Origin of the sequence: Streptomyces sp. NPDC096136 (assembly GCF_044763325.1) — a bacterium.
Taxonomy (GTDB): domain Bacteria; phylum Actinomycetota; class Actinomycetes; order Streptomycetales; family Streptomycetaceae; genus Streptomyces.
In genome coordinates this window covers 270786-292114 of record NZ_JBIWFZ010000005.1, presented here as the reverse complement: position 1 = coordinate 292114, position 21329 = coordinate 270786, and the positions used below count along the sequence as shown (strand labels likewise).

Annotated in this window: 20 protein-coding genes, 1 tRNA gene and 1 pseudogene; 10 read left to right on the top strand and 12 right to left on the bottom strand. The window is 72.3% G+C overall.

All coding sequences use genetic code 11. The annotated features are described in order from the left end of the window. The first annotated feature begins 18 nt into the window (after positions 1-18). From ACIRBY_RS13225 to ACIRBY_RS13210, 4 genes and pseudogenes are all read left to right on the top strand, one after another. The gene (locus ACIRBY_RS13225) at positions 19-195 is read left to right on the top strand and encodes a hypothetical protein (protein ID WP_030011120.1); all 177 of its coding nucleotides are present in this window, start codon (positions 19-21) and stop codon (positions 193-195) included. Continuing rightward, positions 192-830, top strand: coding sequence for an aminodeoxychorismate/anthranilate synthase component II (locus tag ACIRBY_RS13220; RefSeq protein WP_403900138.1), 639 nt, complete (start codon positions 192-194; stop codon positions 828-830). Before ACIRBY_RS13225 ends, ACIRBY_RS13220 begins: the two co-directional genes overlap by 4 nt. 203 nt (positions 831-1033) lie before the next feature. Next, positions 1034-1654, top strand: a pseudogene (locus ACIRBY_RS13215) (class E sortase); the annotation flags it as partial. A 24-nt stretch (positions 1655-1678) separates the two neighbouring features. Continuing rightward, positions 1679-2413: a class E sortase gene (locus ACIRBY_RS13210; protein WP_403900136.1), complete on the top strand. Its 735-nt coding sequence runs from the start codon at positions 1679-1681 to the stop codon at positions 2411-2413. A gap of 98 nt (positions 2414-2511) precedes the next feature. Here the strand turns inward: ACIRBY_RS13210 and pknB are convergent, their stop codons facing one another. The 6 genes from pknB to ACIRBY_RS13180 all read right to left on the bottom strand — a co-directional run bounded on the left by pknB (position 2512) and on the right by ACIRBY_RS13180 (position 10549). Continuing rightward, complete coding sequence (gene pknB, locus ACIRBY_RS13205; RefSeq protein WP_403900134.1) at positions 2512-4551, bottom strand: Stk1 family PASTA domain-containing Ser/Thr kinase; 2040 nt, start codon at positions 4549-4551, stop codon at positions 2512-2514. 156 nt (positions 4552-4707) lie between these two features. Continuing rightward, positions 4708-6171, bottom strand: a complete 1464-nt coding sequence (locus ACIRBY_RS13200) for a peptidoglycan D,D-transpeptidase FtsI family protein (RefSeq protein WP_403900132.1) — start codon at positions 6169-6171, stop codon at positions 4708-4710. After that, positions 6168-7592, bottom strand: coding sequence for an FtsW/RodA/SpoVE family cell cycle protein (locus ACIRBY_RS13195; RefSeq protein ID WP_403900130.1), 1425 nt, complete (start codon positions 7590-7592; stop codon positions 6168-6170). Before ACIRBY_RS13195 ends, ACIRBY_RS13200 begins: the two co-directional genes overlap by 4 nt. A gap of 31 nt (positions 7593-7623) precedes the next feature. Next, positions 7624-9087, bottom strand: a complete 1464-nt coding sequence (locus ACIRBY_RS13190; protein WP_403900128.1) for a PP2C family protein-serine/threonine phosphatase — start codon at positions 9085-9087, stop codon at positions 7624-7626. Positions 9088-9231: 144 nt separating this feature from the next. Then, complete coding sequence (locus ACIRBY_RS13185; RefSeq protein WP_344160193.1) at positions 9232-9732, bottom strand: FHA domain-containing protein; 501 nt, start codon at positions 9730-9732, stop codon at positions 9232-9234. Between the two features lie 10 nt (positions 9733-9742). Next, entirely contained in the window at positions 9743-10549 is an 807-nt protein-coding gene (locus tag ACIRBY_RS13180; protein ID WP_366454130.1) for a DUF3662 and FHA domain-containing protein, read from the bottom strand. Between the two features lie 292 nt (positions 10550-10841). Between ACIRBY_RS13180 and ACIRBY_RS13175 the strand changes: the two genes are divergently transcribed. The 6 genes from ACIRBY_RS13175 to ACIRBY_RS13150 all read left to right on the top strand — a co-directional run bounded on the left by ACIRBY_RS13175 (position 10842) and on the right by ACIRBY_RS13150 (position 16331). Then, positions 10842-10924 (top strand) — tRNA-Leu (locus tag ACIRBY_RS13175). A gap of 165 nt (positions 10925-11089) precedes the next feature. Then, a complete protein-coding gene (locus ACIRBY_RS13170; protein WP_403900125.1) occupies positions 11090-12802 on the top strand; it encodes a sensor histidine kinase in 1713 nt (570 codons plus the stop codon). 8 nt (positions 12803-12810) lie between these two features. Beyond that, complete coding sequence (locus ACIRBY_RS13165) at positions 12811-13470, top strand: response regulator (protein ID WP_403900123.1); 660 nt, start codon at positions 12811-12813, stop codon at positions 13468-13470. Positions 13471-13584: 114 nt separating this feature from the next. Then, positions 13585-15033, top strand: coding sequence for a DUF2252 domain-containing protein (locus ACIRBY_RS13160; protein ID WP_403900121.1), 1449 nt, complete (start codon positions 13585-13587; stop codon positions 15031-15033). 60 nt (positions 15034-15093) lie between these two features. Next, positions 15094-15924, top strand: coding sequence for a hypothetical protein (locus ACIRBY_RS13155; RefSeq protein WP_403900119.1), 831 nt, complete (start codon positions 15094-15096; stop codon positions 15922-15924). Between the two features lie 62 nt (positions 15925-15986). Beyond that, positions 15987-16331: a rhodanese-like domain-containing protein gene (locus ACIRBY_RS13150; protein WP_403900117.1), complete on the top strand. Its 345-nt coding sequence runs from the start codon at positions 15987-15989 to the stop codon at positions 16329-16331. A 100-nt stretch (positions 16332-16431) separates the two neighbouring features. Here ACIRBY_RS13150 and ACIRBY_RS13145 read toward each other — a convergent pair whose 3' ends face one another. From ACIRBY_RS13145 to paaA, 6 genes are all read right to left on the bottom strand, one after another. After that, positions 16432-17574: an acyl-CoA dehydrogenase family protein gene (locus ACIRBY_RS13145; protein ID WP_403900115.1), complete on the bottom strand. Its 1143-nt coding sequence runs from the start codon at positions 17572-17574 to the stop codon at positions 16432-16434. 112 nt (positions 17575-17686) lie between these two features. After that, positions 17687-18790 (bottom strand): 2Fe-2S iron-sulfur cluster-binding protein, encoded by a 1104-nt coding sequence (locus ACIRBY_RS13140; protein ID WP_403900113.1) that lies wholly within the window; start codon positions 18788-18790, stop codon positions 17687-17689. Beyond that, a complete protein-coding gene (gene paaD / locus ACIRBY_RS13135; RefSeq protein WP_403900111.1) occupies positions 18791-19297 on the bottom strand; it encodes a 1,2-phenylacetyl-CoA epoxidase subunit PaaD in 507 nt (168 codons plus the stop codon). Beyond that, positions 19291-20025, bottom strand: a complete 735-nt coding sequence (gene paaC / locus ACIRBY_RS13130) for a 1,2-phenylacetyl-CoA epoxidase subunit PaaC (RefSeq protein ID WP_403900109.1) — start codon at positions 20023-20025, stop codon at positions 19291-19293. The genes paaD and paaC overlap by 7 nt, the downstream gene beginning before the upstream one ends. Then, the gene (paaB, locus tag ACIRBY_RS13125) at positions 20022-20306 is read right to left on the bottom strand and encodes a 1,2-phenylacetyl-CoA epoxidase subunit PaaB (protein WP_351877754.1); all 285 of its coding nucleotides are present in this window, start codon (positions 20304-20306) and stop codon (positions 20022-20024) included. Before paaB ends, paaC begins: the two co-directional genes overlap by 4 nt. After that, positions 20303-21307: a 1,2-phenylacetyl-CoA epoxidase subunit PaaA gene (paaA, locus tag ACIRBY_RS13120; protein ID WP_403900106.1), complete on the bottom strand. Its 1005-nt coding sequence runs from the start codon at positions 21305-21307 to the stop codon at positions 20303-20305. The genes paaB and paaA overlap by 4 nt, the downstream gene beginning before the upstream one ends. Between the last annotated feature and the right edge of the window lie 22 nt (positions 21308-21329).

Below are 21329 nucleotides of genomic sequence, written 5' to 3'. Positions count from 1 at the left end.
ACGAAGGAAACAGACGGAATGTACGGCTGGATCTGGCGGCATCTGCCGGGCAACGCGTGGGTGCGGGCGCTGATCTCTCTCGTACTGGTCCTCGCGGTGGTGTTCGTACTGTTCCAGTACGTCTTCCCGTGGGCCGAGCCGCTCCTTCCCTTCAACGACGTGACGGTGGACGAGGGATCGGGAGCGACTCCGTGAGCGCGCGCATTCTGGTTGTCGACAACTACGACAGCTTTGTCTTCAATCTGGTCCAGTACCTCTATCAGCTCGGCGCCGAATGCGAGGTGCTGCGCAACGACCAGGTCGAGCTCGCCCACGCCCAGGACGGTTTCGACGGCGTCCTCCTCTCCCCCGGTCCGGGCACGCCCGAGGAGGCCGGCGTCTGCGTCGACATGGTCCGGCACTGCGCCGACACCGGCGTCCCCGTCTTCGGCGTCTGCCTCGGCATGCAGTCCATGGCCGTCGCCTACGGCGGTGTCGTGGACCGCGCTCCCGAGCTGCTGCACGGAAAGACCTCCCCCGTGGTCCACGAGGGGCTGGGCGTCTTCTCCGGACTCCCCTCCCCGTTCACGGCGACCCGCTACCACTCCCTCGCCGCGGAGCCGCAGACCCTGCCCGACGTGCTGGAGGTCACCGCCCGCACCAAGGACGGGATCATCATGGGCCTGCGGCACCGGGAGCACGACGTCGAGGGCGTCCAGTTCCACCCCGAGTCGGTACTGACCGAGTGGGGCCACCGGATGCTCGCCAACTGGCTCGTGCGCTGCGGTGACGCGGGCGCCCTCGCACGGTCGGAAGGCCTGGCCCCGGTGGTGGGCAAGGCCGTCGCGTGACGACGGTCGCGCCGTCCGCGCCCAGCGAGGGCCGGGCCGCGCGGCGCAGGGCAGCGCAGGAGGCCGCGAAGCGCTCGCACGCGCGGGCCCGCAGACGGGGCGGGCGGGGCCGCAGGCGCGCCCCCGCCCCGCGCACCGGGGGGCCCGTGGTGGTGCTCAGCCGGGCCGTCGGCGAGCTGTTCATCACCGTCGGCGTGGTGATGCTGCTGTTCGTCGCCTACCAGCTCTGGTACACGAACCTGCTGGCGGAGCGGGAGGCCAGCGGGGCGGCCGGTTCACTGCGGCAGAACTGGGAGAACCCCCCGGCGGCCGCCGCCCCGCCCGTGGCGGCCTTCGAACCCGGGCAGGGCTTCGCGATCCTCCACATCCCCAAACTGGACCTGAAGGTGCCGGTGGCCGAGGGCGTCAGCAAGGCGAAGGTGCTCGACAAGGGGATGGTCGGCCACTACGGCGAGGGCGCGCTGAAGACGGCGATGCCCGCCGACCGGCAGGGCAACTTCGCGCTCGCCGGACACCGCAACACCCACGGCGAACCGTTCCGGTACATCAACCAGCTGGTGCCGGGCGACCCGATCGTGGTCGAGACCCGCGACGCCTACTACACGTACCGGATGACCTCGGCCCTGCCGCAGACCTCCCCGGCGAACGTGTCCGTCATCAAGCCCGTGCCGGAGGGTTCCGGGTTCACCGGCCCCGGCCGGTACATCACGCTGACGACCTGCACCCCGGAGTTCACGAGCACCTACCGGATGATCGTATGGGGCAGGATGGTCGACGAACGCCCGCGCAGCCAGGGTGCTCCGCCCGCGCTGAACAGCCGCTGAACAGCCCGTAAGGACGAATCCGCAGTGTCTCGTGCCCGCCGCCGCTCCGCACCGCCGCCCGCCGACCGCAGTGTGATCGCCGGGGCCCTGAGCCTGCTGGGGGAGCTCCTGATCACGGTGGGGCTGGTCCTGGGCCTGTTCGTGGCGTACTCGCTGTGGTGGACCAACGTGCTCGCCGACCGGCAGGCCTCGGCCCGGGGCGACCAGATCCGCCGGCAGTGGCAGCAGGCGCCCGGCCCCGCCGCGGGCTCGCCCGCGCAGCCGGGGGCCCTCGACACCCAGGGCGGGATCGGCTTCCTGCACGTGCCGTCGATGAAGAACGGCGAGGTGCTGGTCAAGACCGGCACCTCCCCGGACGTCCTCAACGACGGCGTGGCCGGCTACTACACGGACCCGGTGAAGGCGGCGCTGCCCTGGGAGGACAAGGGCAACTTCGCGCTGGCCGCGCACCGCGACGGCCACGGGGCGAAGTTCCACAACATCGACAAGGTGAGGAAGGGCGACGCGGTCGTCTTCGAGAGCAAGGACACCTGGTACGTGTACAAGGTCTTCGCCGAGCTCGCCCAGACCTCGAAGTACAACACGGACGTGATCAACCCGGTCCCGAAAGAGTCGGGCAAGACCGCCCCCGGCCGGTACATCACGCTGACGACCTGCACCCCGGTCTACACCTCGAAGTACCGCTACATCGTCTGGGGCGAGCTGGTGCGCACGGAGAAGGTGGACGCGAACCGCACCCCGCCGGCCGAGCTGCGCTGACCGCGAGGCGTACGTGAAACAGGCCCGGCCCCCACGCGGGGGGCCGGGCCTGTTTCACGTGAAACCGGGCTGCGTCGCCGGACCGGGGTGCCGGGCGGCTACCGTCGGCCGCCGGTCAGGCCGCCGAAGAAGCCTCCGCCGCCCTGCCCGCCGTCCTGCGGCTGGCTCGGGTTCGCCATGGTGCGGACGTTGACGACCGTGCCGCCCGGGACGGGGGTACCGGCGGCCGGGTCGGAGGCCACCACGATGGCGTTGTCGTCGGTCGGACCGCCCAGGACCGCCCCGAAGTTCAGGTTGCTCTGCTTCAGGATGTTCTTCGCCTGGGCCACGGTCTGCCCGGTCAGCACCGGCACGGCGGCCGGCTGAGAGGACGCCTTGGTGATGCTGACGTTGACCGGGGTGTCCTTGGGGAGCTGCTGGCCGGGCTCGTACTGCTGCGCCACGATCGTCTTCGGCGCGGCTCCGGGCTGATCGACCTCGGTGGTGCTGCCGAGCTTCAGCTTGGCGTCCTGGAGCGCCTTGACCGCCTGCTCCTTGGTCAGGCCGGTGAGGGCCGGGACGACGCCCTTCGCGACCTCCTTGGCGACCTGGAGGGTGACCACCGAACCCTGCTCGGCCTGGCTGCCGGCCTTGGGGTTCTGGTCCAGGACGGTGCCCGGGTTGGCGCCGTCGGACTCGACGAGCTTCTTCTCGACCTGGAAGTTGCTCTTCTTCAGCAGGGTCTCGGCGTCCTCGAACTTCAGCCGTGCGACGTCGGGGACCGCCGCCTTGGGCGCTCCCGAGGAGACCTTGACCTTGACCGACGAGCCCTTGTCGACCTTGGTGCCCTCGGCCGGGTTCTGCGAGCAGACGTTGCCCTTGGGCTGGTCCGCGCAGGGCTCCTCGGCCTCCTTCTCCACCGTGAGGCCCATGTTCTTGGCGCTGCCCTGCGCCGACTCGAAGGTCTGGCCGACGAGCTTGGGGACGGCGGGGCGGTTGTCCGCGGTGCTGAAGAGGGACTTGCCGATCAGGATCGCGCCGACCAGGACGAGCACACCGGCGATGGCCAGCAGGACCGTCGAGGCGCGGCTCTTCTTCTGCTGGCGCCGGCCGTGGCCCTGGTCGTAGCCTCCGTGTCCCTGGTCCTGGTACCCGTATCCGCCGTCGCCCCCGGGGGGCATCGGCGGCATCATCGAGGTCTGGCCCGAGTCCGGGGAGCGCAGGGCGGTGGTGGGCTGGTCGTAGCCCTGGTGCCCGTAGCCGCCCTGGTCGGGGTAGCCGTAGCCGGCGCCGCCCATGGTGGCGGTGGCGGCGACGGGCTGGCCCTCCAGGCAGGCCTCGATGTCCGCGCGCATCTCGTCGGCGGACTGGTAGCGGTAGTCGGGGTCCTTGACCAGGGCCTTGAGGACGATGGCGTCCATCACGGGCGTGATCTCGGGGTCGAAGTTCGACGGCGGCTGCGGCTCTTCCCGTACGTGCTGGTAGGCGACCGCCACGGGGGAGTCGCCGACGAACGGGGGCCGCACGCAGAGCAGCTCGTAGAGCAGGCAGCCAGCGGAGTACAGGTCGGAGCGAGCGTCGACCTGCTCGCCCTTGGCCTGCTCCGGGGAGAGGTACTGGGCGGTGCCGATCACGGCGGCGGTCTGCGTCATGGTCATCCCGGAGTCGCCCATGGCGCGGGCGATGCCGAAGTCCATGACCTTGACCTGGCCGGTCCGGGTGAGCATGACGTTGGCGGGCTTGATGTCGCGGTGCACGATGCCGGCGCGGTGCGAGTACTCCAGCGCCTGGAGGATGCCGATGCACATCTCCAGGGTCCGCTCGGGCAGCAGCTTGCGGCCCGAGTGCAGCAGCTCGCGCAGGGTGGAGCCGTCGACGTACTCCATCACGATGTACGGGATGGAGATGTTGTCGACGTAGTCCTCGCCGGTGTCGTAGACCGCGACGATGGCCGGGTGGTTGAGCGACGCGGCCGACTGGGCCTCGCGGCGGAACCGGGCCTGGAAGGACGGATCACGGGCGAGGTCGGCGCGCAGGGTCTTGACGGCGACGGTACGGCCGAGCCGGGTGTCGTGCCCGAGGTAGACCTCGGCCATGCCACCGCGGCCGAGCACGTGGCTCAGCTCGTACCGGCCGCCGAGGCGACGCGGCTCTTCCATAACGTTCCAGCCCTCTCCGTCAGTCCCGACCGCACCCGTGTGTGGTCCGGCGGTGTGCTGTTCGCGGCAAGGCTACCGGCCGATCGTCGGTGATCGGTTCGTGACCACAGGCTGATATCGGACCGGTACCGAGCGCTCGGATCCCGTCTGCGGGTGTCATCCCTTGTTCTTCAGGACGGCTTCCATGACGGCCTTCGCGACCGGTGCGGCCAGGCCGCCGCCGGTGATGTCCTCGCGGTCCTGGACGGCGCTGTCCTCGATGACGACGGCCACGGCCACGGGGGAGGTTCCGTCGGGCAGCTCGGCGTAGGAGATGAACCAGGCGTAGGGGCGCTTGGCGTTCTTCTCGCCGTGCTGGGCGGTACCGGTCTTGCCGCCGACCTTGACGTTCTTGATCTTGGCCGTGGTGCCCGTGCCGTTCTCGACCACGTTCACCATCATCTGCTGGACCTTCTGCGCGTTCGCCGCGCTGAGGGGCCGGCTCATCTCCTGCGGCTCGTGCTTCTCGATCGTGTCGAGGTTGGGAGCGGTGAGCTGCTCGACCATGTACGGCTTCATCAGCTTGCCGTCGTTGGCGATCGCCGCGGTGACCATGGCCATCTGGAGCGGGGTGGCCGCCGTGTTGAACTGGCCGATCGAGCTCAGCGCGTTGCCGTCCTTGCCCATCGTCTTGTCGTAGACGCTGGCGAAGGCGCGGACCGGGGTGTCGATCGTGCTGTTGAAGCCGAACTTCTGGGCGGTCTCGACCATGCCGTCGCGGCCGACCTTGTCGCCGACGTTCGCGAAGACCGAGTTGCAGGAGACCTTGAGCGCGTCGTTCAGGCTCGCCTTCTCGCAGCCGCTGGCGTGGTTGACCATCGGGGTCCGCGTGCCCGGCAGGATGTACGGCTCGGGGGTGTCGGTCGGGGCGTTGATGTCGCTGATCACCCCGTGCTCCAGCGCGGCCGCGGCGGTGACCACCTTGAAGGTGGAGCCCGGCGGGTAGGTCTCGCGCAGGGCGCGGTTGACCAGGTTCTTGTCGGCGCTGTCGTTCAGCTCGCGCCAGGCCTTCTCGTCGTTCTTGGAGTTGCCCGCGAAGGTCGAGGGGTCGTACGACGGGGTGCTGGCCAGGGCCAGGATGGCGCCGGTGCGCGGGTCGATCGCGGCGACCGCGCCCTTCTTGTTGCCCAGGGACGTGAAGGCGGCCTTCTGGGCGTCGGCGTTCAGGGTGGTGATGACGTTGCCGCCCTGCTTCTTCTCACCGGTGAACATGCCGATCGTCCGGTCGAAGAACAGCCGGTCGTCGTTGCCGGTGAGGATGCCGTCGTCGATCTTCTCCAGCTGGGTGGAGCCGAAGGCCTGCGAGGCGTAGCCGGTGACCGGCGCCCAGAGCGGACCGTCGATGTAGGTCCGCTTGAACTTGAAGTCGCTGCCGTCGGTGACCGCGGACCCGGTGATCGGCTGGCCGCCGACGATGATGTTGCCGCGCTCCGTGGCGTACTGGGCGATCTGGACCCGGCGGTTCTCCTTGCGGGTGCTGAGGTCCTCGGCCTGGACGTACTGCAGCCAGTTGGTGCGGATCAGCAGTGCGAGGACGAGGAGCCCGCAGAACAGCGAGATGCGGCGCAGGGGCTTGTTCATGACGGGCGGACCACCTGGGTCATCTCGGAGTCGGGGGACGGAGCGGGGGCCGGGGCGGGTCGGCGCGCGGTGTCGCTGATCCGGATGAGGATGGCGATGAGCATCCAGTTGGCCAGGACGGAGGAACCGCCGTTGGCGAGGAAGGGCATCGTCATGCCGGTGAGGGGGATGAGGCCCATGACTCCGCCGGCGACGACGAAGATCTGGAGGGAGAAGGCGCCGGAGAGCCCGATGGCGAAGAGCTTGCCGAAGGGGTCGCGGGCGGCGAGGGCGGTGCGCACGCCCCGCTCGATGATCAGGCCGTAGAGCAGGAGGAAGGCCATGACGCCGGTCAGGCCGAGCTCCTCGCCGACGGTCGAGAAGATGAAGTCGGAGTTGGCGGCGAAGCCGATGAGGTCCGAGTTGCCCTGGCCCCAGCCGGTGCCGAGGACTCCGCCCGAGCCGAAGCTCATGATCGACTGGCCGACCTGCTCGCAGGCGCCCGAGGTGGTGTAGCAGGCGAAGGGGTCGAGCCAGGCGGTGACGCGGACCTTGACGTGGCTGGCGGTCATGCCGACGACCGTGGCGCCGCCGACCGACATGAGCAGGCCGATGACGATCCAGCTGGTCCGCTCGGTGGCCACGTACAGCATGATCACGAACATGCCGAAGAACAGCAGCGAGGTGCCGAGGTCGTTCTCGAAGACGAGGACGAGCAGGCTCATCGCCCAGATCATCAGGATCGGGCCGAGGTCGCGGCCGCGCGGCAGGTAGAGGCCCATGAATCGGCGGCTGGCCAGGGCCAGGGCGTCGCGCTTCACCATCAGGTAGCCGGCGAAGAAGATCGCGATGACGATCTTGGCGAACTCACCGGGCTGGATGGAGAACCCGCCGACGCTGATCCAGATCTTCGCGCCGAAGACGTCCGCGCCCAGACCCGGGACGACGGGCAGGATCAGCAGGACGAGGGCGCCGGCCATCGAGATGTACGTGAACCGCTGGAGCACGCGGTGGTCCTTGAGGACCAGCAGGACGACGGAGAACAGGGCGATGGCGAGCGCCGTGTACATCATCTGCCGCGGCGCGGACTCCGAGAAGCCGCCGAAGCTGCGCTTGGCGAGGCTCCGCAGCCGCTCGGACTGGTCGAGCCGCCAGATCAGGACGACGCCGAGCCCGTTGAGCAGCGTCGCGATCGGCAGCAGCAGCGGGTCGGCGTACTTGGCGTAGCGGCGTACGACGAGGTGCGCGATGCCGGAGAGCACGGCGAAGCCGAGCCCGTAGACCAGCATGCCCGGGGGCAGCTCGCCGTGGATCGACAGGCCCACGTTGGCGTAGGCGAAGATCGGGATGACCACGGCGAAGGCGAGCAGCAGGAGCTCGGTGTTCCGCCGGCTCGGCGCCTCGATGGCGCCGATGGTGGTCGTGTTGGTGACAACGCTCATGGTGTGGCGGGCCCCCTGTGCCCGCGTATCTCTACTGCTTCTCGCACTGGCCGACGACAGCCTGCTCCGCGGGAGTCAGGCTGGGTCCGGGCGTCTGGCTGCCCTGCGCTTCGGCGGCGCGGCGGGCCTCTTCCTGCTTGCAGGCGGAGACCTGGGTGCCGAGCTCGTCGATCTTCTTGCGCGCCCCGTCGAGGCTGTCCTCGCTGATGGTGGCCTCGACCTGCTTCCGCTTGAAGGACGGCAGGTACTTCAGTTCGATCTCGGGATGATCCGTCTCGACCTGAGAGAGGTGGATCCAGGCCAGGTTCTGGCTGATGCCGCGGTACAGCGCGACGTGGTCACCCTTGACGCCCACGTAGTACTGGGTCTGCGTCCAGCGGTGCGCGGCGTACAGGCCGCCGCCGACGACGCCGGCGACGAGGAGCAGGATCAGGGTGCGGGTGGTCCACTTGCGCCCTTTGCTGCGCCGCTTGCGCGGGTGGTCGTACGAGTCGTCGTACTGGCCGTCGGCGTCGTACGCCTCGGGTTCGCCGAAGGTTCCGTACGGGGCGCCGCCGCCCTGGCTCTGGTCGGGGTATCCGTAGCCGGCGGCTTCACCGCTGCCCGGGGGGCCGAAGGCGCCCGGGGGAGGCGGGGTCTGGCGACCGAGGCCCGAGGCCCGGCCGGCCGGGGTCTGCATGGCGTTGCCGTCGAAGAGCTGGTGCGGGTTCTCGGCGACCGCGCCGACGACCACCGGGGTGTCGTTCGGCTGGGCGGCCATGGTGTCGCCGCTGTCGGTGTCGAGGACGTCCGCGACGATGCAGGTGATGTTGTCCGGACCGCCGCCGCGCAGGGCGAGCTGGATCAGGGACTGCACCGTCTCGTGCGGGCCGTGGTAGTCGGCGAGGGTCTCCTCCAGGGTCTGGTGGGAGACCACGCCGGACAGGCCGTCGGAGCAGATCAGGTAGCGGTCGCCGGCCCGGACCTCGCGGATGGAGAGGTCGGGCTCCACGACGTCGCCGCTGCCGAGCGCCCGCATCAGGAGGGAGCGCTGCGGGTGGGTGGTGGCCTCTTCCTCGGTGATCCGGCCCTCGTCGACGAGCCGCTGGACCCAGGTGTGGTCCTGGGTGATCTGGGTGAGGACGCCGTCGCGGAGCAGGTAGGCGCGGGAGTCGCCGACGTGGACGAGGCCGAGCCGCTGGCCGGTCCACAGCAGGGCGGTGAGCGTGGTGCCCATGCCCTCCAGCTGGCCGTCCTCCTCGACCATGACGCGCAGCTGGTCGTTGGCCCGCTGCACGGCGATGCCGAGGGCCGTGAGGATGTCGGAGCCCGGGATGTCGTCGTCGAGCTGGACGAGCGAGGAGATGACCTCGGAGCTGGCGACCTCGCCGGCGGCCTGGCCGCCCATGCCGTCGGCGACGGCGAGGAGCCGGGGCCCGGCGTAGCCGGAGTCCTCGTTGCCCTCGCGGATCATCCCCTTGTGCGATCCGGCGGCGAAACGCAGGGTCAGACTCATGCGCACCTGCCCTGTCGACGACGCTTCGGGGTACAACCGGTCTCGAGCCACACTGCCCACCCTCCGGTCGGGAGCGCGCTCGGGTCCGCGTCCCCGGTGGGACGGACCGCTGCGGCTCGCTCGCTCCGCTCGCTCATTCTCGTACTACTTCCGCAGCTCGATGACGGTCTTGCCGATGCGGATCGGGGCGCCCGGCGGGATGGGCGTCGGGGTGGTGAGTCGGGTCCGGTCGAGATACGTGCCGTTGGTGGACCCGAGATCCTCGACGATCCACTGGCCGTCACGGTCGGGGTAGATCCTGGCATGGCGGCTGGAGGCGTAGTCGTCGTCCAGCACGATCGTGGAGTCGTGGGCGCGGCCCAGCGTGATCGTCTGGCCGGCGAGGGTCACGGTGGTGCCCGTGAGGGTCCCCTCGGAGACGACGAGCTTGGTCGGCGCGCCGCGGCGCTGGCGCTGCTGCGGCGGGGCGGCCTGCCGCCCGGTCTGCTGCGGCGCCGCGGCCGCGCCGCCGCCGCGGCGCGAACCGCGCTGCGTGACGCGCGTACCGAACAGGTCGCTGCGGATGACCTGAACGGCCACGATGACGAACAGCCACAGAACGGCCAGGAAACCCAACCGCATGACCGTCAGGGTCAGCTCTGACATTGCCCCCGCTTCACCCTTCGGCTTGCCGGTAAATGATGGTGGTGCTGCCCACGACGATCCGCGAGCCGTCGCGGAGCGTAGCGCGGGTGGTGTGCTGTCCGTCCACCACGATGCCGTTGGTGGACCCGAGATCCTGGATCGTCGGGGGTGTTCCGGTCCGGATCTCACAGTGCCGGCGGGATACGCCGGGGTCGTCGATCCGCACATCGGCCTCGGTGCTGCGGCCGAGTACGAGCGTGGGACGCGAGATCTGGTGGCGGGTGCCGTTGATCTCGATCCAGCGGCGCATGGTGCCCGGAGCGCCGGAAGTCGGAGGGGCGCCGCCGGGGCGGCCGCCGGGTGCGCCCGGGGGAGGACCCGCGGGCATGGGAGGGGCGGCGACCGGCGGGTAGCCGTAACCGCCCTGCTGGCCCTGGGGGGCCTGGGAGGGGTCCTGGGAGGTGCTGGAGGCCAGGGTGCGGCTGCGGACGCGGTAGAGGCCCGTGTCCAGGTCCTCGGCCTTCTCCAGGTGGACCTTGATGGGGCCCATGAAGCTGTAGCGCTGCTGCTTGGCGTAGTCGCGGACGAGGCCCGCGAGCTCGTCGCCGAGCTGCCCGGAGTAGGGGCTCAGGCGCTCGTAGTCGCCGGCGCTCAGCTCCACGATGAAGTCGTTGGGGACGACGGTCCGCTCGCGGTTCCAGATGGTGGCGTTGTTGTCGCACTCCCGCTGGAGGGCGCCGGCGATCTCCACCGGCTGGACCTCGGACTTGAACACCTTGGCGAAGGTGCCGTTCACCAGACCTTCGAGTCGCTGCTCGAACCGCTTCAGGACTCCCATCGGGCACCTCCTCCGTCGCTGTCGCCCTGTACTGCTTACTGATCGTATCCACGCGTGGCGGATTCGGGTGGTTCCCCTTCGCTCCTGTCCACAGGAGTGTTGGTCCTCACAAGGGATCGTAGGGGTGCTCCAGGGACAGTGTCCCGCACCCGGAGGGGGCTGTGGGAGGGGCCGTCGGGAGGTCCACCGGGGGTGACGGGAAAGCGATTTCAATCCACCCCTTCTGACGTGCTACTGTTTCGACGTCGCCAGGGGAACGGGCCGAAAGGCAAGATCCACTGGAGAGCTACTCGGGCGAGTGGCGGAACGGCAGACGCGCTGGCTTCAGGTGCCAGTGTCCTTCGGGACGTGGGGGTTCAAATCCCCCCTCGCCCACATCGGGGAAGCCCCGGTCCGGACTCCGGATCGGGGCTTCTCGCCGTTTCCGGCCGTCCGTGCGGACGCCCGTCGTGCGTCGCCGCCGACCGTCCGACTTTCGTCGTGCAGGGCGCGACGAAAGAGGGCGGCCCGCGGGGTGTGCCGCTGTCTAGGGTCGGTCGCGTGGATGCCGAGGCGAGGGTGCGTGCGGGCCGGGAGTGGCTGAAGGGGCCGGAGCCCTGGTCCCGGCGGATGCTGGCGGGGGACCTGGCCCTCGCGGGGCTGCTGGCCCTGCTGGGCCTCGGCGTCGACGAACTCAGCAACAGCTCGGGCCTGAAGACGGTCCTCGGGGCCGTGGCCGTGGTGGCGCTGGTGCTGCTGCGCAGGCGGCTGCCGGCGGTCACGCTGGTGGCGGGCGCCGCGGCGAGCGCGCTGCTGCCCGCCGTGTTCCTCGTGACGATCGTGCTGGGCTGGTCCGCGGGCCGCAGGATCGTCGGCGTGGGCCGGGCGCTCGGGGCGTTCGTGCTGGCCTTCCTCGCGTCGGTCGGCCTCACGCTCGTCGACCAGTGGGCGCAGATGCGGCCCTTCCTGGTGATCGTGTTCGCCACCCTGCTGTTCCTGGCCGCGACCGTCATGCCCGGCCTGGCCAGCCGGTACTGGCACCAGCGCCGGACCCTGCTGAGCGCCCTCCAGGAGCGCAACGACCGGCTCGTGCGGGAGCGGACGATGGTCGCCGGGCAGGCCCGGCTGCGGGAGCGGCAGCGGATCGCCCAGGACATGCACGACAGCCTCGGCCACCAACTGGCCCTGATCTCCGTGCACACCGGGGCGCTGGAGGTGGACCCGGCGCTGACCGACCGCCAGCGCGAGGCGGTCGGGGTGCTGCGGCAGGCCTCGGTGGCGGCGATGCACGAGCTGCGCGAGGTCGTCGGGATCCTGCGGGACGGGGTGGAGGCCCCCGCCCCGGCGGACGAGGCGCAGCCGGCCGCCCGCGGGGTGGCCGGGATCGCGGGCATCGTCGAGGCGGCGCGGGCCGCGGGGACCGATGTGCGGCTCGGCACGGCGGGGCGTCCCCGGCCGCTGGTCGCGGCCTGCGACCACGCCGCGTACCGGATCGTGCAGGAGGCGCTGACCAACGCCTACAAGCACGCCCCGGGGTCGTCGATCGCCGTGGAACTCCGCTACGAGGACGACTCGTTGGTGGTGGAGATCGCCAACGGTCCGGCCGTCGAACGGGGTTCGGGCGAGGTGGTCTCCGGCGGGCAGGGCCTGACGGGGCTGCGGGAGCGGGCCCGGCTGGTCGGCGGCATGGTGCACGCGGGCGCCACCGAGGACGGCGGGTTCCGGGTGGCCGGGGTCCTGCCGTACGGGACGGAGCCGGCCGGGGCGGCCGACGACGCCGCCGGCGACTTCGCCGACGACTTCGGCCAGCGGTCGCAGGCGCTGTCGCTGGCGCGGGAGGGGGCCGCCAGGACGGCCCCGCCGATGGACTGGGCGGCGCTGGACCGCGAGCTGTCCGTCCCCGTCCGCACCCGGGCGGGGGGCGTCGCGACGGGCTGCGGGATCGCGGTGGCGGCCGTGGTGCTGCTGGTCATCGTGCTGGGCGCCGGCATGGTCCTGCTGGTGAGCACCGCGAACCAGGCGATGATCAGCAAGGCCCAGTACGACGACGTGCACGTGGGAGAGTCCGAGCAGTCCGTGCGCAGGCGACTGCCGGACGGGGACAGCGTCCTGACGATGGGCGTGGACCGCAAGGGCCCGCCGCCGCCGGCGGGGTCGGACTGCCTGGCGCTGCTGGCCGTGGACTCCTCGGAGCTCACGAAGGACACCGTTTTCCGGTTCTGCTTCCTGGACGGCAAGCTCGTCGAGAAGCAGGCGTACGAGGTCGAGCAGTAGGAGCGCGGGTGACAGCCAAGGTGATCCGAGTGGTGATCGCTGACGACGAGCCGCTGATCCGGGCCGGGATCAGGATGATCCTGACCTCGGCGCCGGACATCGAGGTCGTGGCGGAGGGGGCCGACGGGCGGGAGGCGGTCGAGCTGGCCCGCTCCCACGCGCCGGACGTGGTGCTGCTGGACATCCAGATGCCGGTGATGGACGGGCTGACCGCGCTGGGCGAGCTCGGGCGGGCGGTGCCGGGCGCGCGGGCGCTGATCCTGACCACCTTCGGGGAGCGGGAGAACGTGCTGCGGGCGCTGAGCCAGGGCGGTGCCGGGTTCCTGCTGAAGGACTCGGCGCCCGGCGAGCTGATCGGCGCGGTCCGGGCCGCCGCCGCCGGGGACGCCTACCTGTCCCCCGCCGCGACCCGGCACGTGGTGGACCAGCTGGCCGGCGGGCGGGCCGCGGGCCGCGGCGAGGAGGCCCGGCGGCGGGTGGCGGGGCTGAGCGAGCGGGAGCGCGGGGTGCTGGCGCTGCTCGGGGAGGGCCTGTCCAACGCGGACGCCGGCCGCAGGCTGCACATGAGCGAGGCGACGGTGAAGACGTACGTGAGCCGGATCCTCGCGAAGCTGGAGTGCGAGAACCGGGTGCAGGCGGCGCTGCTGGCGCGGGACGCCGGTTTGTAGCAGGGCTGTGGCGGCCCTGTGGCGGTGCCGTGCGGGGGACTTGGGGTACCGTCGGGCCGATCTGACCGGCGGAGAAGCCGCCGGTGGGGCGTGACGAGGCGGGGGGCGGCGCACATGGCGACGGCATCGGGACGGTACGCGGCGGACGCGGCGGAAGCCGCCGACGCGGGACGGTCCGGCGGGCGCGTCCCGCGCGTCCCGGGCTTCGCCCCGAAGACCGTGGCCGGCTCCCCCAAGGAGGCCGGCCGGGCACTGCGGCTGCGCGTGCCGCGCTCCGCCCACGCCCGCTTCGAGATACCCGCCGGCCGCCCGGACGCCGTGCGCGCGGTGGAGGAGTCCAACGTCGGGCGGGTCGCCGAGCTGACCCCGATACGGGTGGGCCGGATGGCCGCCAACCCCTTCGCCTTCCTGCGGGGAGCCGCCGGCCTGATGGCGCACGACCTGTCCGGCGGCCCGGTGACCGGGGTGGGCGCGCAGATCTGCGGCGACGCCCACGCGGCCAACTTCGGCCTCTACGGGGACGCGCGCGGCCGGCTCGTGATCGACCTCAACGACTTCGACGAGACCGTCTTCGGCCCGTGGGAGTGGGACGTCAAGCGCCTCGCCACCTCGCTGGTGCTGGCCGGACGCGTCGCCGGCGCCGACGAGGACACCTGCCGGGCGGCGGCGCAGGACGCCGTGGGCGCCTACCGGCGCACCATGCGGCTGCTGGCCAAGCTCCCCGCGCTCGACGCCTGGAACGCCATCGCCGACGAGGAGCTCGTCTCCCACACCGACGCCCGCGACCTGCTGGGCACCCTGGAGCGGGTCTCGGCGAAGGCCCGCAACAACACCTCCGCCCGGTTCGCCGCCAAGTCGACCGAGGCGGTCGAGGACGGCGGCCGCCGCTTCGTGGACGCGCTGCCCGTGCTGCGGCGCGTCGGCGACCAGGAGGCCGCCGCCGTGGCCGCCTCGCTGGGCCCCTACCTGGGGACGCTGTCGGGGGACCGGCTGCCGCTGCTGGCCCGCTACGCGATCCACGACGTGGCCTTCCGCGTCGTCGGCACCGGCAGCGTGGGCACCCGCTCGTACGTGGTGCTGCTGCTGGACCACCGGGGCGAGCCCCTGGTGCTCCAGGTCAAGGAGGCGCGGCCCTCCGTGCTGCTGCCGCACCTGCCCGCGCTGGGCTTCCACTCCCCGGAGGAGGAGCACGAGGGCCGCCGGGTGGTGCTCGGGCAGAAGCGCATGCAGGTGGTCTCCGACATCCTGCTGGGCTGGACGACCGTCGAGGGGCGTCCCTACCAGGTGCGCCAGTTCCGCAACCGCAAGGGCAGCGTGGATCCGGCGGCGCTGACCGCCGACCAGCTCGACGACTACGGGCGGATGACCGGCGCCCTGCTGGCCCGTGCGCACGCCCACAGCGCCGACCCGCGGCTGCTGGCCGGGTACTGCGGCAAGAACGAGGAGCTGGACGAGGCGATGGCCGCCTTCGCCGTCGCCTACGCCGACCGCAGCGAGGCCGACCACGCGGACCTGGTGGCGGCGGTGCGCTCCGGCCGGATCGCCGCCGAGTTCGGGGTCTGAGCGGCGGCCCGCGGGGCCGGGGGAGGAACGGCTCCCCCGGCCGGGCCGTAGGCTGGCCGGGTGAGCGAGCAGAGCGGACAGACAGCCCCCGAAGAGCAGGCCGCCTCCGGTGACGAGCGCCCCGAGGCCCGCCTGGAGCGTGCCGTGCGGGCCGCCGAGCAGGCACTGATCGAGTTCGAGATCGCGGTGGAGACCTTCCGGGTGGAGGTCGAGAACTTCTCCCGGCTCCACCATCAGAAGCTCGGGCCGATGTACTCGCGGCTCGACGAGCTCGACGCGCTGATCGCGGAGGCGAAGGCCGACCGCAGCGGCGATCCCGAGGACCTGCGGCGGGCCCGTGACGCCCGCGCGCTGGTCATGCCGATGCCCGGGGTGGACGAGCTGTTCCACGACTGGCTGGGCTCGGACGGGATCTCCGACGACGCGGCCGCGATGCTCACCGACCGGCCGGTGCGCCCGCCGGAGCGGGTGCGCCCCTCGGAGGAGGTCCGCCGGCTCTACCGCGAGCTGGTCCGCCGGGCCCACCCGGACCTGGCCCAGGACGAGACGGAGCGGGAGCGGCGCGACGCGTTCATCGCCCGGGTCAACGCCGCCTACGGGCGCGGCGAGGAGCAGCTGCTGCGCGAGCTGGCCGAGGAGTGGGACGCGGGCCCGGTGCCGCAGGACGCGGCGCCGAGCGAGAGCGAGGAGCTGTACGCCCGGCTGGAGTGGCTGTCGCAGCGCAAGGAGCTGCTGTCGATGGTGGCCAAGGAGCTGGAGGACAGCGCGATCGGCGCGATGCTGCGGATGGCCCCCGACGACCCGGACCGGCTGCTGGAGGAGATCGCCGAGCAGCTGCTGGCGCAGGTCTCCGAGCGCGAGGCGGAACTGGCGTCCTTCGCGACTCCGTGAGCCCGGGCGCCGGGGTCGGATAGGTTGGCAGGCCAGATCCGTGAAGAGAGAAGGCGACTGTCATGAACTTCGGACCGCTCCCCTCGGTGGAGGCCGCCGCGGTGCCCGCCGAAGGCCTCGTCCTGGACGTCCGTGAGGACGACGAATGGGCGGCCGGTCATGTCGAGGGCGCGCTGCACGTCCCGATGAGCGACTTCGTCGCGCGCTTCGGCGAGGTGACGGAGGCGGTCTCGGACGGCCGCACGGCGTACGTGATGTGCCGCGTGGGCGGGCGCAGCGCCCAGGTCACCCAGTACCTGGTGGGCCAGGGCATCGACGCCGTCAACGTGTCCGGCGGGATGCAGGCCTGGGACGGCGCCGGGCGCCCGATGGTGACGGAGCACGGGAACCCGGCCTTCGTCCTCTAGCCTCCGCCCTCCGGGGCCGGTCGGGCCCGGGGCCGGTCGGGCCCGGGGTGGTCGGGCCCGGGGTGGTCGGGCCCGGGCCGGCTCCGGCACGGCTCCCGGCTCAGCCGAGGGGGTGGGCGGCCAGCAGGTCGCCCAGGGCCTCCTCGTGCGCGGCGGCCGGGCCGAGCTGGAGCTCCAGCTGCTTGGCCCAGGCGTGGTAGCGGTGCAGTGGGTAGTCCGTGTCGGCGCCGAAGCCGCCGTGCAGGTGCTGCGCGGTCTGCACCACCCGGCGTACGCCCTCGGAGGCCCAGATCTTGGCGACGGCCACGTCCCCGGAGGCGGGCAGCGGGCCGCCGGCCGCTGCGGTCGCGGCGTCGAGCCGCCACGCCGCCTGCCAGAGGGTGACCTCCATGGCGCGCAGGTCGATGTAGCGGTCGGCGGCCTGGACCGCGACGGCCTGGAAGGTGGCCACGGGGAAGCCGAACTGCTCGCGCTTGCTCGTGTAGCCGCTGGTCATGGCCAGGACGCGCTCGCCGAGGCCGAGCGCGAGGGCGCAGGTGCCGGTGGTCAGGACCTGGCGCAGCCGCTCCCAGGCGCCGGGGGCGTCGATCACGTGGGCCGCCGGGACCCGGACCCCGTCCAGGGTGAGTTCGGCGAGCTTCTCCCCGCTGGTGGAGTACTGGTCGGCGAGGGCGAGGCCCTCGGTGGCGCGGGGGAGCAGCGCGAGCACGGCGTGGCCGTCGCCGGTGTGCGCGGGGACCGCGATCCAGTCGCTGCAGTGCGCCCAGGGGACGGCGGTCTGCACCCCGTCCAGGGTCCAGGAGCCGTCTTCGCGGCGTGCGGTGACGGCCAGTTCGGCGGGGTCGTGGCCGGTGCGGCCCTGCGCGGCGGCGGTGAGGACGAGCGTGCCGCGCGCGGCGCCGGGCAGCAGGGCGGCGGCCAGTTCGGGGCCGCCGTGGGACTGGACGGCCATGGCGGTCGCGCAGTGCTCCAGCAGCGGCACCCGGGCCAGCGCCCCGGCCGCTTCGCGCAGCACCAGGCAGAGCGCGATGGTGTCCAGGCCCGCCCCGCCGTGCTCCTCGGCGAGCACGAGGCCCAGCAGGTCGGAGCGGGCGAGCGTGGCCCACAGGGGCCGGTCGAACTCCTCGGCGACGGCTCCCGGCGTGAGCGCCGGGCTGGGGACGCCGTCGGGGGCGACGTCGGCGAACACCGCCTTCGCCGCCTCGACGGCCGCCCGCTGTTCCTCGGTGAAGGTGAAGTCCACTGCCTGTCCTCCCGCGCGCACCGGTGCTGTGGTCCAGCGGGCTCGGCCACTGGACCTGACGGGGCGTCAAGATAGAGCAGGAGACGGCAGAAGCACAGCCCGCCGGGGAGGCTCAGCGGTCGAAGTCGATCTCCACTTCCTCCGTCACGGGGTGGGACTGGCAGGCCAGCACGAACCCGGCCTCCGTCTCCTCCTCCTCCAGCGCGAAGTTGCGGTCCATGCGCACCTCGCCCGAGACCACGAACGCCCGGCAGGTGCCGCAGACCCCGCCCTTGCAGGCGTAGGGGGCGTCCGCGCGGTTGCGCAGCACGGCGTCCAGCAGGGACTCCCCGGCCTGCACCGGCCAGGTGCCCGAGCGGCCGTCGAGCCGGGCGGTGACCCGGCCGTGGGCCGCGACCGGTGCCGAGGACCGCACGGGGTCCTGCGGGGCGGTCTCCTCGACGTGGAAGATCTCCTCGTGCACCCGGGTGCGTACGACGCCCAGCGCGCCCAGGGCCCGCTCCGCACCCGTCACCAGCCCGTACGGGCCGCACAGGAACCAGCCCGCGACCTCTGCGACCGGCAGCAGCGCGGGCAGCAGGGACGTGAGGCGGGCCTCGTCGAGGCGCCCGGACGGCAGGCCGGCCTCCTGCTCCTCGCGGGAGAGGACGGTGACCAGCTGGAAGCGGTCCGGGTAGCGGTCCTTGAGGTCGGCCACCTCCTCCAGGAACATCGTGGAGGCCGCCGTGCGGTCGCTGCGCACCAGGCAGAACCGGGCGTCGGGGCGGGCCGCGAGCAGGGTGGCCGCGATCGACAGGACCGGGGTGATGCCGCTGCCGCCGACGATCGCCGCGTAGTGCGCCGAGGCCGGGGCGGCGGCCGGGTCCAGGGTGAACCGCCCGGCCGGGACCATCACGTCCAGTACGTCGCCGGCGCCGACCTCCTTGTGGGCGAAGGTGGAGAACTCGCCGCCCTCCACCAGGCGCACCCCCACGCGCAGCTCGGCCGGGCCCGGGCCGTCGGCGGCCGGGGCGGGGGAGCAGATCGAGTAGGTCCGGCGGACCTCGGCGCCCTCGGCGGGCCTGCGGCGGAGCGTCAGGTGCTGTCCGGGGGCGTGCCGGTACTCGGCGCGCAGCTCCTCGGGCACCGACAGGGTCAGCGCCACCGAGTCGTCCGTGAGCCGGTCGACCGCCGCCACCGTCAGGGGGTGGAACGCGCCGTGGCGGGGTGCGGCCATCTACAGCTCCTTGAAGTGGTCGAACGGTTCGCGGCAGGCGGCGCACCGGCGCAGCGCCTTGCAGGCCGTGGAGGAGAACCGGCTGAGCAGCTCGGTGTCGGTCGAGCCGCAGTTCGGGCAGCGCACCGACAGGGTGAGCGGGACCGGTCCGCCGGCGGAGTGCGGGCGCGGCGGGGCGATGCCGAACTCGGCGAGCTTGCGGCGGCCTTCGGCGCTGATGTCGTCGGTGGACCAGGCGGGGGCGAGCACCGTGGTGACCCGCACCCGGGGTATGCCGTGGTCGGTGAGGACGCGCTCGATGTCGGCGGACATGGCCTCGATGGCCGGGCAGCCGGTGTAGGTGGGGGTCAGGAGCACCTCGGCGTACCCCTCGGCATGCATCCGCACGCCGCGCAGGACGCCCAGCTCGGCGAGGGTCAGGACGGGCAGCTCCGGGTCCGGGACGGTGCCGGCCAGCTCGGCCAGCTCCGCCTCCAGACGGCTCGTCCCGGCCGCGGCGGTCACCACGACGCTCCCGGGTGGCTGCGGTGCAGGTGCTGCATCTCCGCGAGCAGCCGCCCGAAGGACTCGGTGTGCAGGCCCTGGCGGCCGGCTCCGGCGGTCCAGGCGCCCGTGCGCGGGCCCTCGGGCAGGTCGAGTCCGGCCTGCTCCAGGACGCCGCCCAGCGCGGCCAGCCAGCGGGCCTCCAGGGCGGCGGGGTCCACGTCGAGGCCCTCGACGGGGCGGAACATCTCCCCGGTGTACTTCCACAGCCCGTCCAGGGCCGCGCGCATGCGCCGGCGGCTCTCCCCGGTCCCGTCGCCGAGCCGCAGCGTCCACTGCTCGGCGTGGTCGCGGTGGTAGGCGGTCTCCTTGACGGCCTTGGCCGCCAGCGGGGCGAACGGGCCGTCGCCGGAGGCCAGTTCCGCGTACAGCTCGTGCTGGTACAGGGAGAAGTACAGCTGGCGGGCGATGGTGTGGGCGAAGTCCCCGTTGGGCTGCTCGACCAGCTGGAGGTTGCGGAAGGCGCGCTCCTCGCGCAGGAAGGCCAGCTCGTCCTCGTCGCCCGCCATGGAGAGCAGGACGCGGGCCTGCCCGAGCAGGTCGAGCGCGATGTTCGCGAGGGCGACCTCCTCCTCCAGGACGGGGGCGTGGCCGGCCCATTCGCCGAGGCGGTGGGAGAGGATCAGCGCGTCGTCCGCGAGGGCGAGGACGGCGGCCGTGGCCGCCGGCGGGGTGGCGGTGTCGGTGCTCACAGGTGGCGCACCCCCTCGGGGATCTCGTAGAAGGTCGGGTGCCGGTAGGGCTTGTCGGCGGACGGGGCGAAGAACGGGTCCCGCTCGTCCGGGGAGGAGGCCGTGATCTCCGCGGAGGGCACCACCCAGATGGAGACGCCTTCGCTCCGCCGCGTGTAGAGGTCGCGTGCGTTGCGCAGGGCCATCTCGGCGTCGGGGGCGTGCAGGCTGCCCGCGTGCGTGTGCGAGAGGCCGCGGCGCGAGCGCACGAACACCTCCCACAGGGGCCAGTTCTGCGTCATGCCTGTACCTCTCGTCCGGTGCCGGTGTGCTTCTGCGCGTACGCCGTGGCCGCTTCGCGGACCCAGGCGCCTTCCTCGTGGGCCTTGCGCCGCTGGTCGATGCGCTGCTCGTTGCAGGGGCCGTTGCCCTTGAGCACGTCCCAGAACTCGGCCCAGTCGATGGCGCCGAAGTCGTGGTGCCCGCGCTCCTCGTTCCACCGGATGTCCGGGTCGGGCAGGGTCAGGCCCAGGGACTCGGCCTGCGGGACGGCGATGTCGACGAAGCGCTGGCGCAGCTCGTCGTTGGAGTGCCGCTTGATCCGCCAGGCCATCGCCTGGGCGCTGTGGACGGACTCGTCGTCCGGCGGGCCGAACATCATCAGGGAGGGCCACCACCAGCGGTTCACGGCGTCCTGGGCCATGGCGTGCTGGGCCTCGGTGCCCTGGGAGAGGGCGAGGAGCAGCTCGTAGCCCTGGCGCTGGTGGAAGGACTCCTCCTTGCAGATCCGGACCATCGCGCGGGCGTAGGGGCCGTAGGAGCAGCGGCAGATCGGCACCTGGTTGGTGATCGCCGCGCCGTCCACGAGCCAGCCGATGGCGCCGACGTCCGCCCAGGTCAGGGTCGGGTAGTTGAAGATCGAGGAGTACTTCTGCTTGCCGGAGTGGAGCTTGTCGAGCAGCTCGTCGCGGCTGGTCCCGAGGGTTTCGGCGGCGCTGTAGAGGTAGAGGCCGTGCCCCGCCTCGTCCTGGACCTTGGCCATCAGGATCGCCTTGCGGCGCAGCGAGGGCGCGCGGGTGATCCAGTTGGCCTCGGGCTGCATGCCGATGATCTCGGAGTGGGCGTGCTGGGCCATCTGCCGGACCAGGGAGGCGCGGTACTCCTCGGGCATCCAGTCGCGCGGCTCCACGCGCTCCTCCGCCGCGACGGCGGCGTCGAAGTCCGCCCTCAGCTGCGCGCCGAGGCCGGCGGACCCTCCGTCCACCCCGCCCGACGTCCCCGTCTCCGGAGTCACTGCGACCATCACGGCTCCCTGTCCGAATCTG

Coding starts and splice junctions, on each gene's coding strand:
- ACIRBY_RS13225 (WP_030011120.1), top strand. CDS start 19: ATGTACGGCTGGATCTGGCGGCATCTGCCGGGCAACGCGTGGGTGCGG.
- pknB (WP_403900134.1), bottom strand. CDS start 4,551: ATGGAAGAGCCGCGTCGCCTCGGCGGCCGGTACGAGCTGAGCCACGTG.
- ACIRBY_RS13200 (WP_403900132.1), bottom strand. CDS start 6,171: ATGAACAAGCCCCTGCGCCGCATCTCGCTGTTCTGCGGGCTCCTCGTC.
- ACIRBY_RS13195 (WP_403900130.1), bottom strand. CDS start 7,592: ATGAGCGTTGTCACCAACACGACCACCATCGGCGCCATCGAGGCGCCG.
- ACIRBY_RS13190 (WP_403900128.1), bottom strand. CDS start 9,087: ATGAGTCTGACCCTGCGTTTCGCCGCCGGATCGCACAAGGGGATGATC.
- ACIRBY_RS13185 (WP_344160193.1), bottom strand. CDS start 9,732: ATGTCAGAGCTGACCCTGACGGTCATGCGGTTGGGTTTCCTGGCCGTT.
- ACIRBY_RS13180 (WP_366454130.1), bottom strand. CDS start 10,549: ATGGGAGTCCTGAAGCGGTTCGAGCAGCGACTCGAAGGTCTGGTGAAC.
- ACIRBY_RS13160 (WP_403900121.1), top strand. CDS start 13,585: ATGGCGACGGCATCGGGACGGTACGCGGCGGACGCGGCGGAAGCCGCC.
- ACIRBY_RS13150 (WP_403900117.1), top strand. CDS start 15,987: ATGAACTTCGGACCGCTCCCCTCGGTGGAGGCCGCCGCGGTGCCCGCC.
- ACIRBY_RS13140 (WP_403900113.1), bottom strand. CDS start 18,790: ATGGCCGCACCCCGCCACGGCGCGTTCCACCCCCTGACGGTGGCGGCG.
- paaB (WP_351877754.1), bottom strand. CDS start 20,306: ATGACGCAGAACTGGCCCCTGTGGGAGGTGTTCGTGCGCTCGCGCCGC.
- paaA (WP_403900106.1), bottom strand. CDS start 21,307: ATGGTCGCAGTGACTCCGGAGACGGGGACGTCGGGCGGGGTGGACGGA.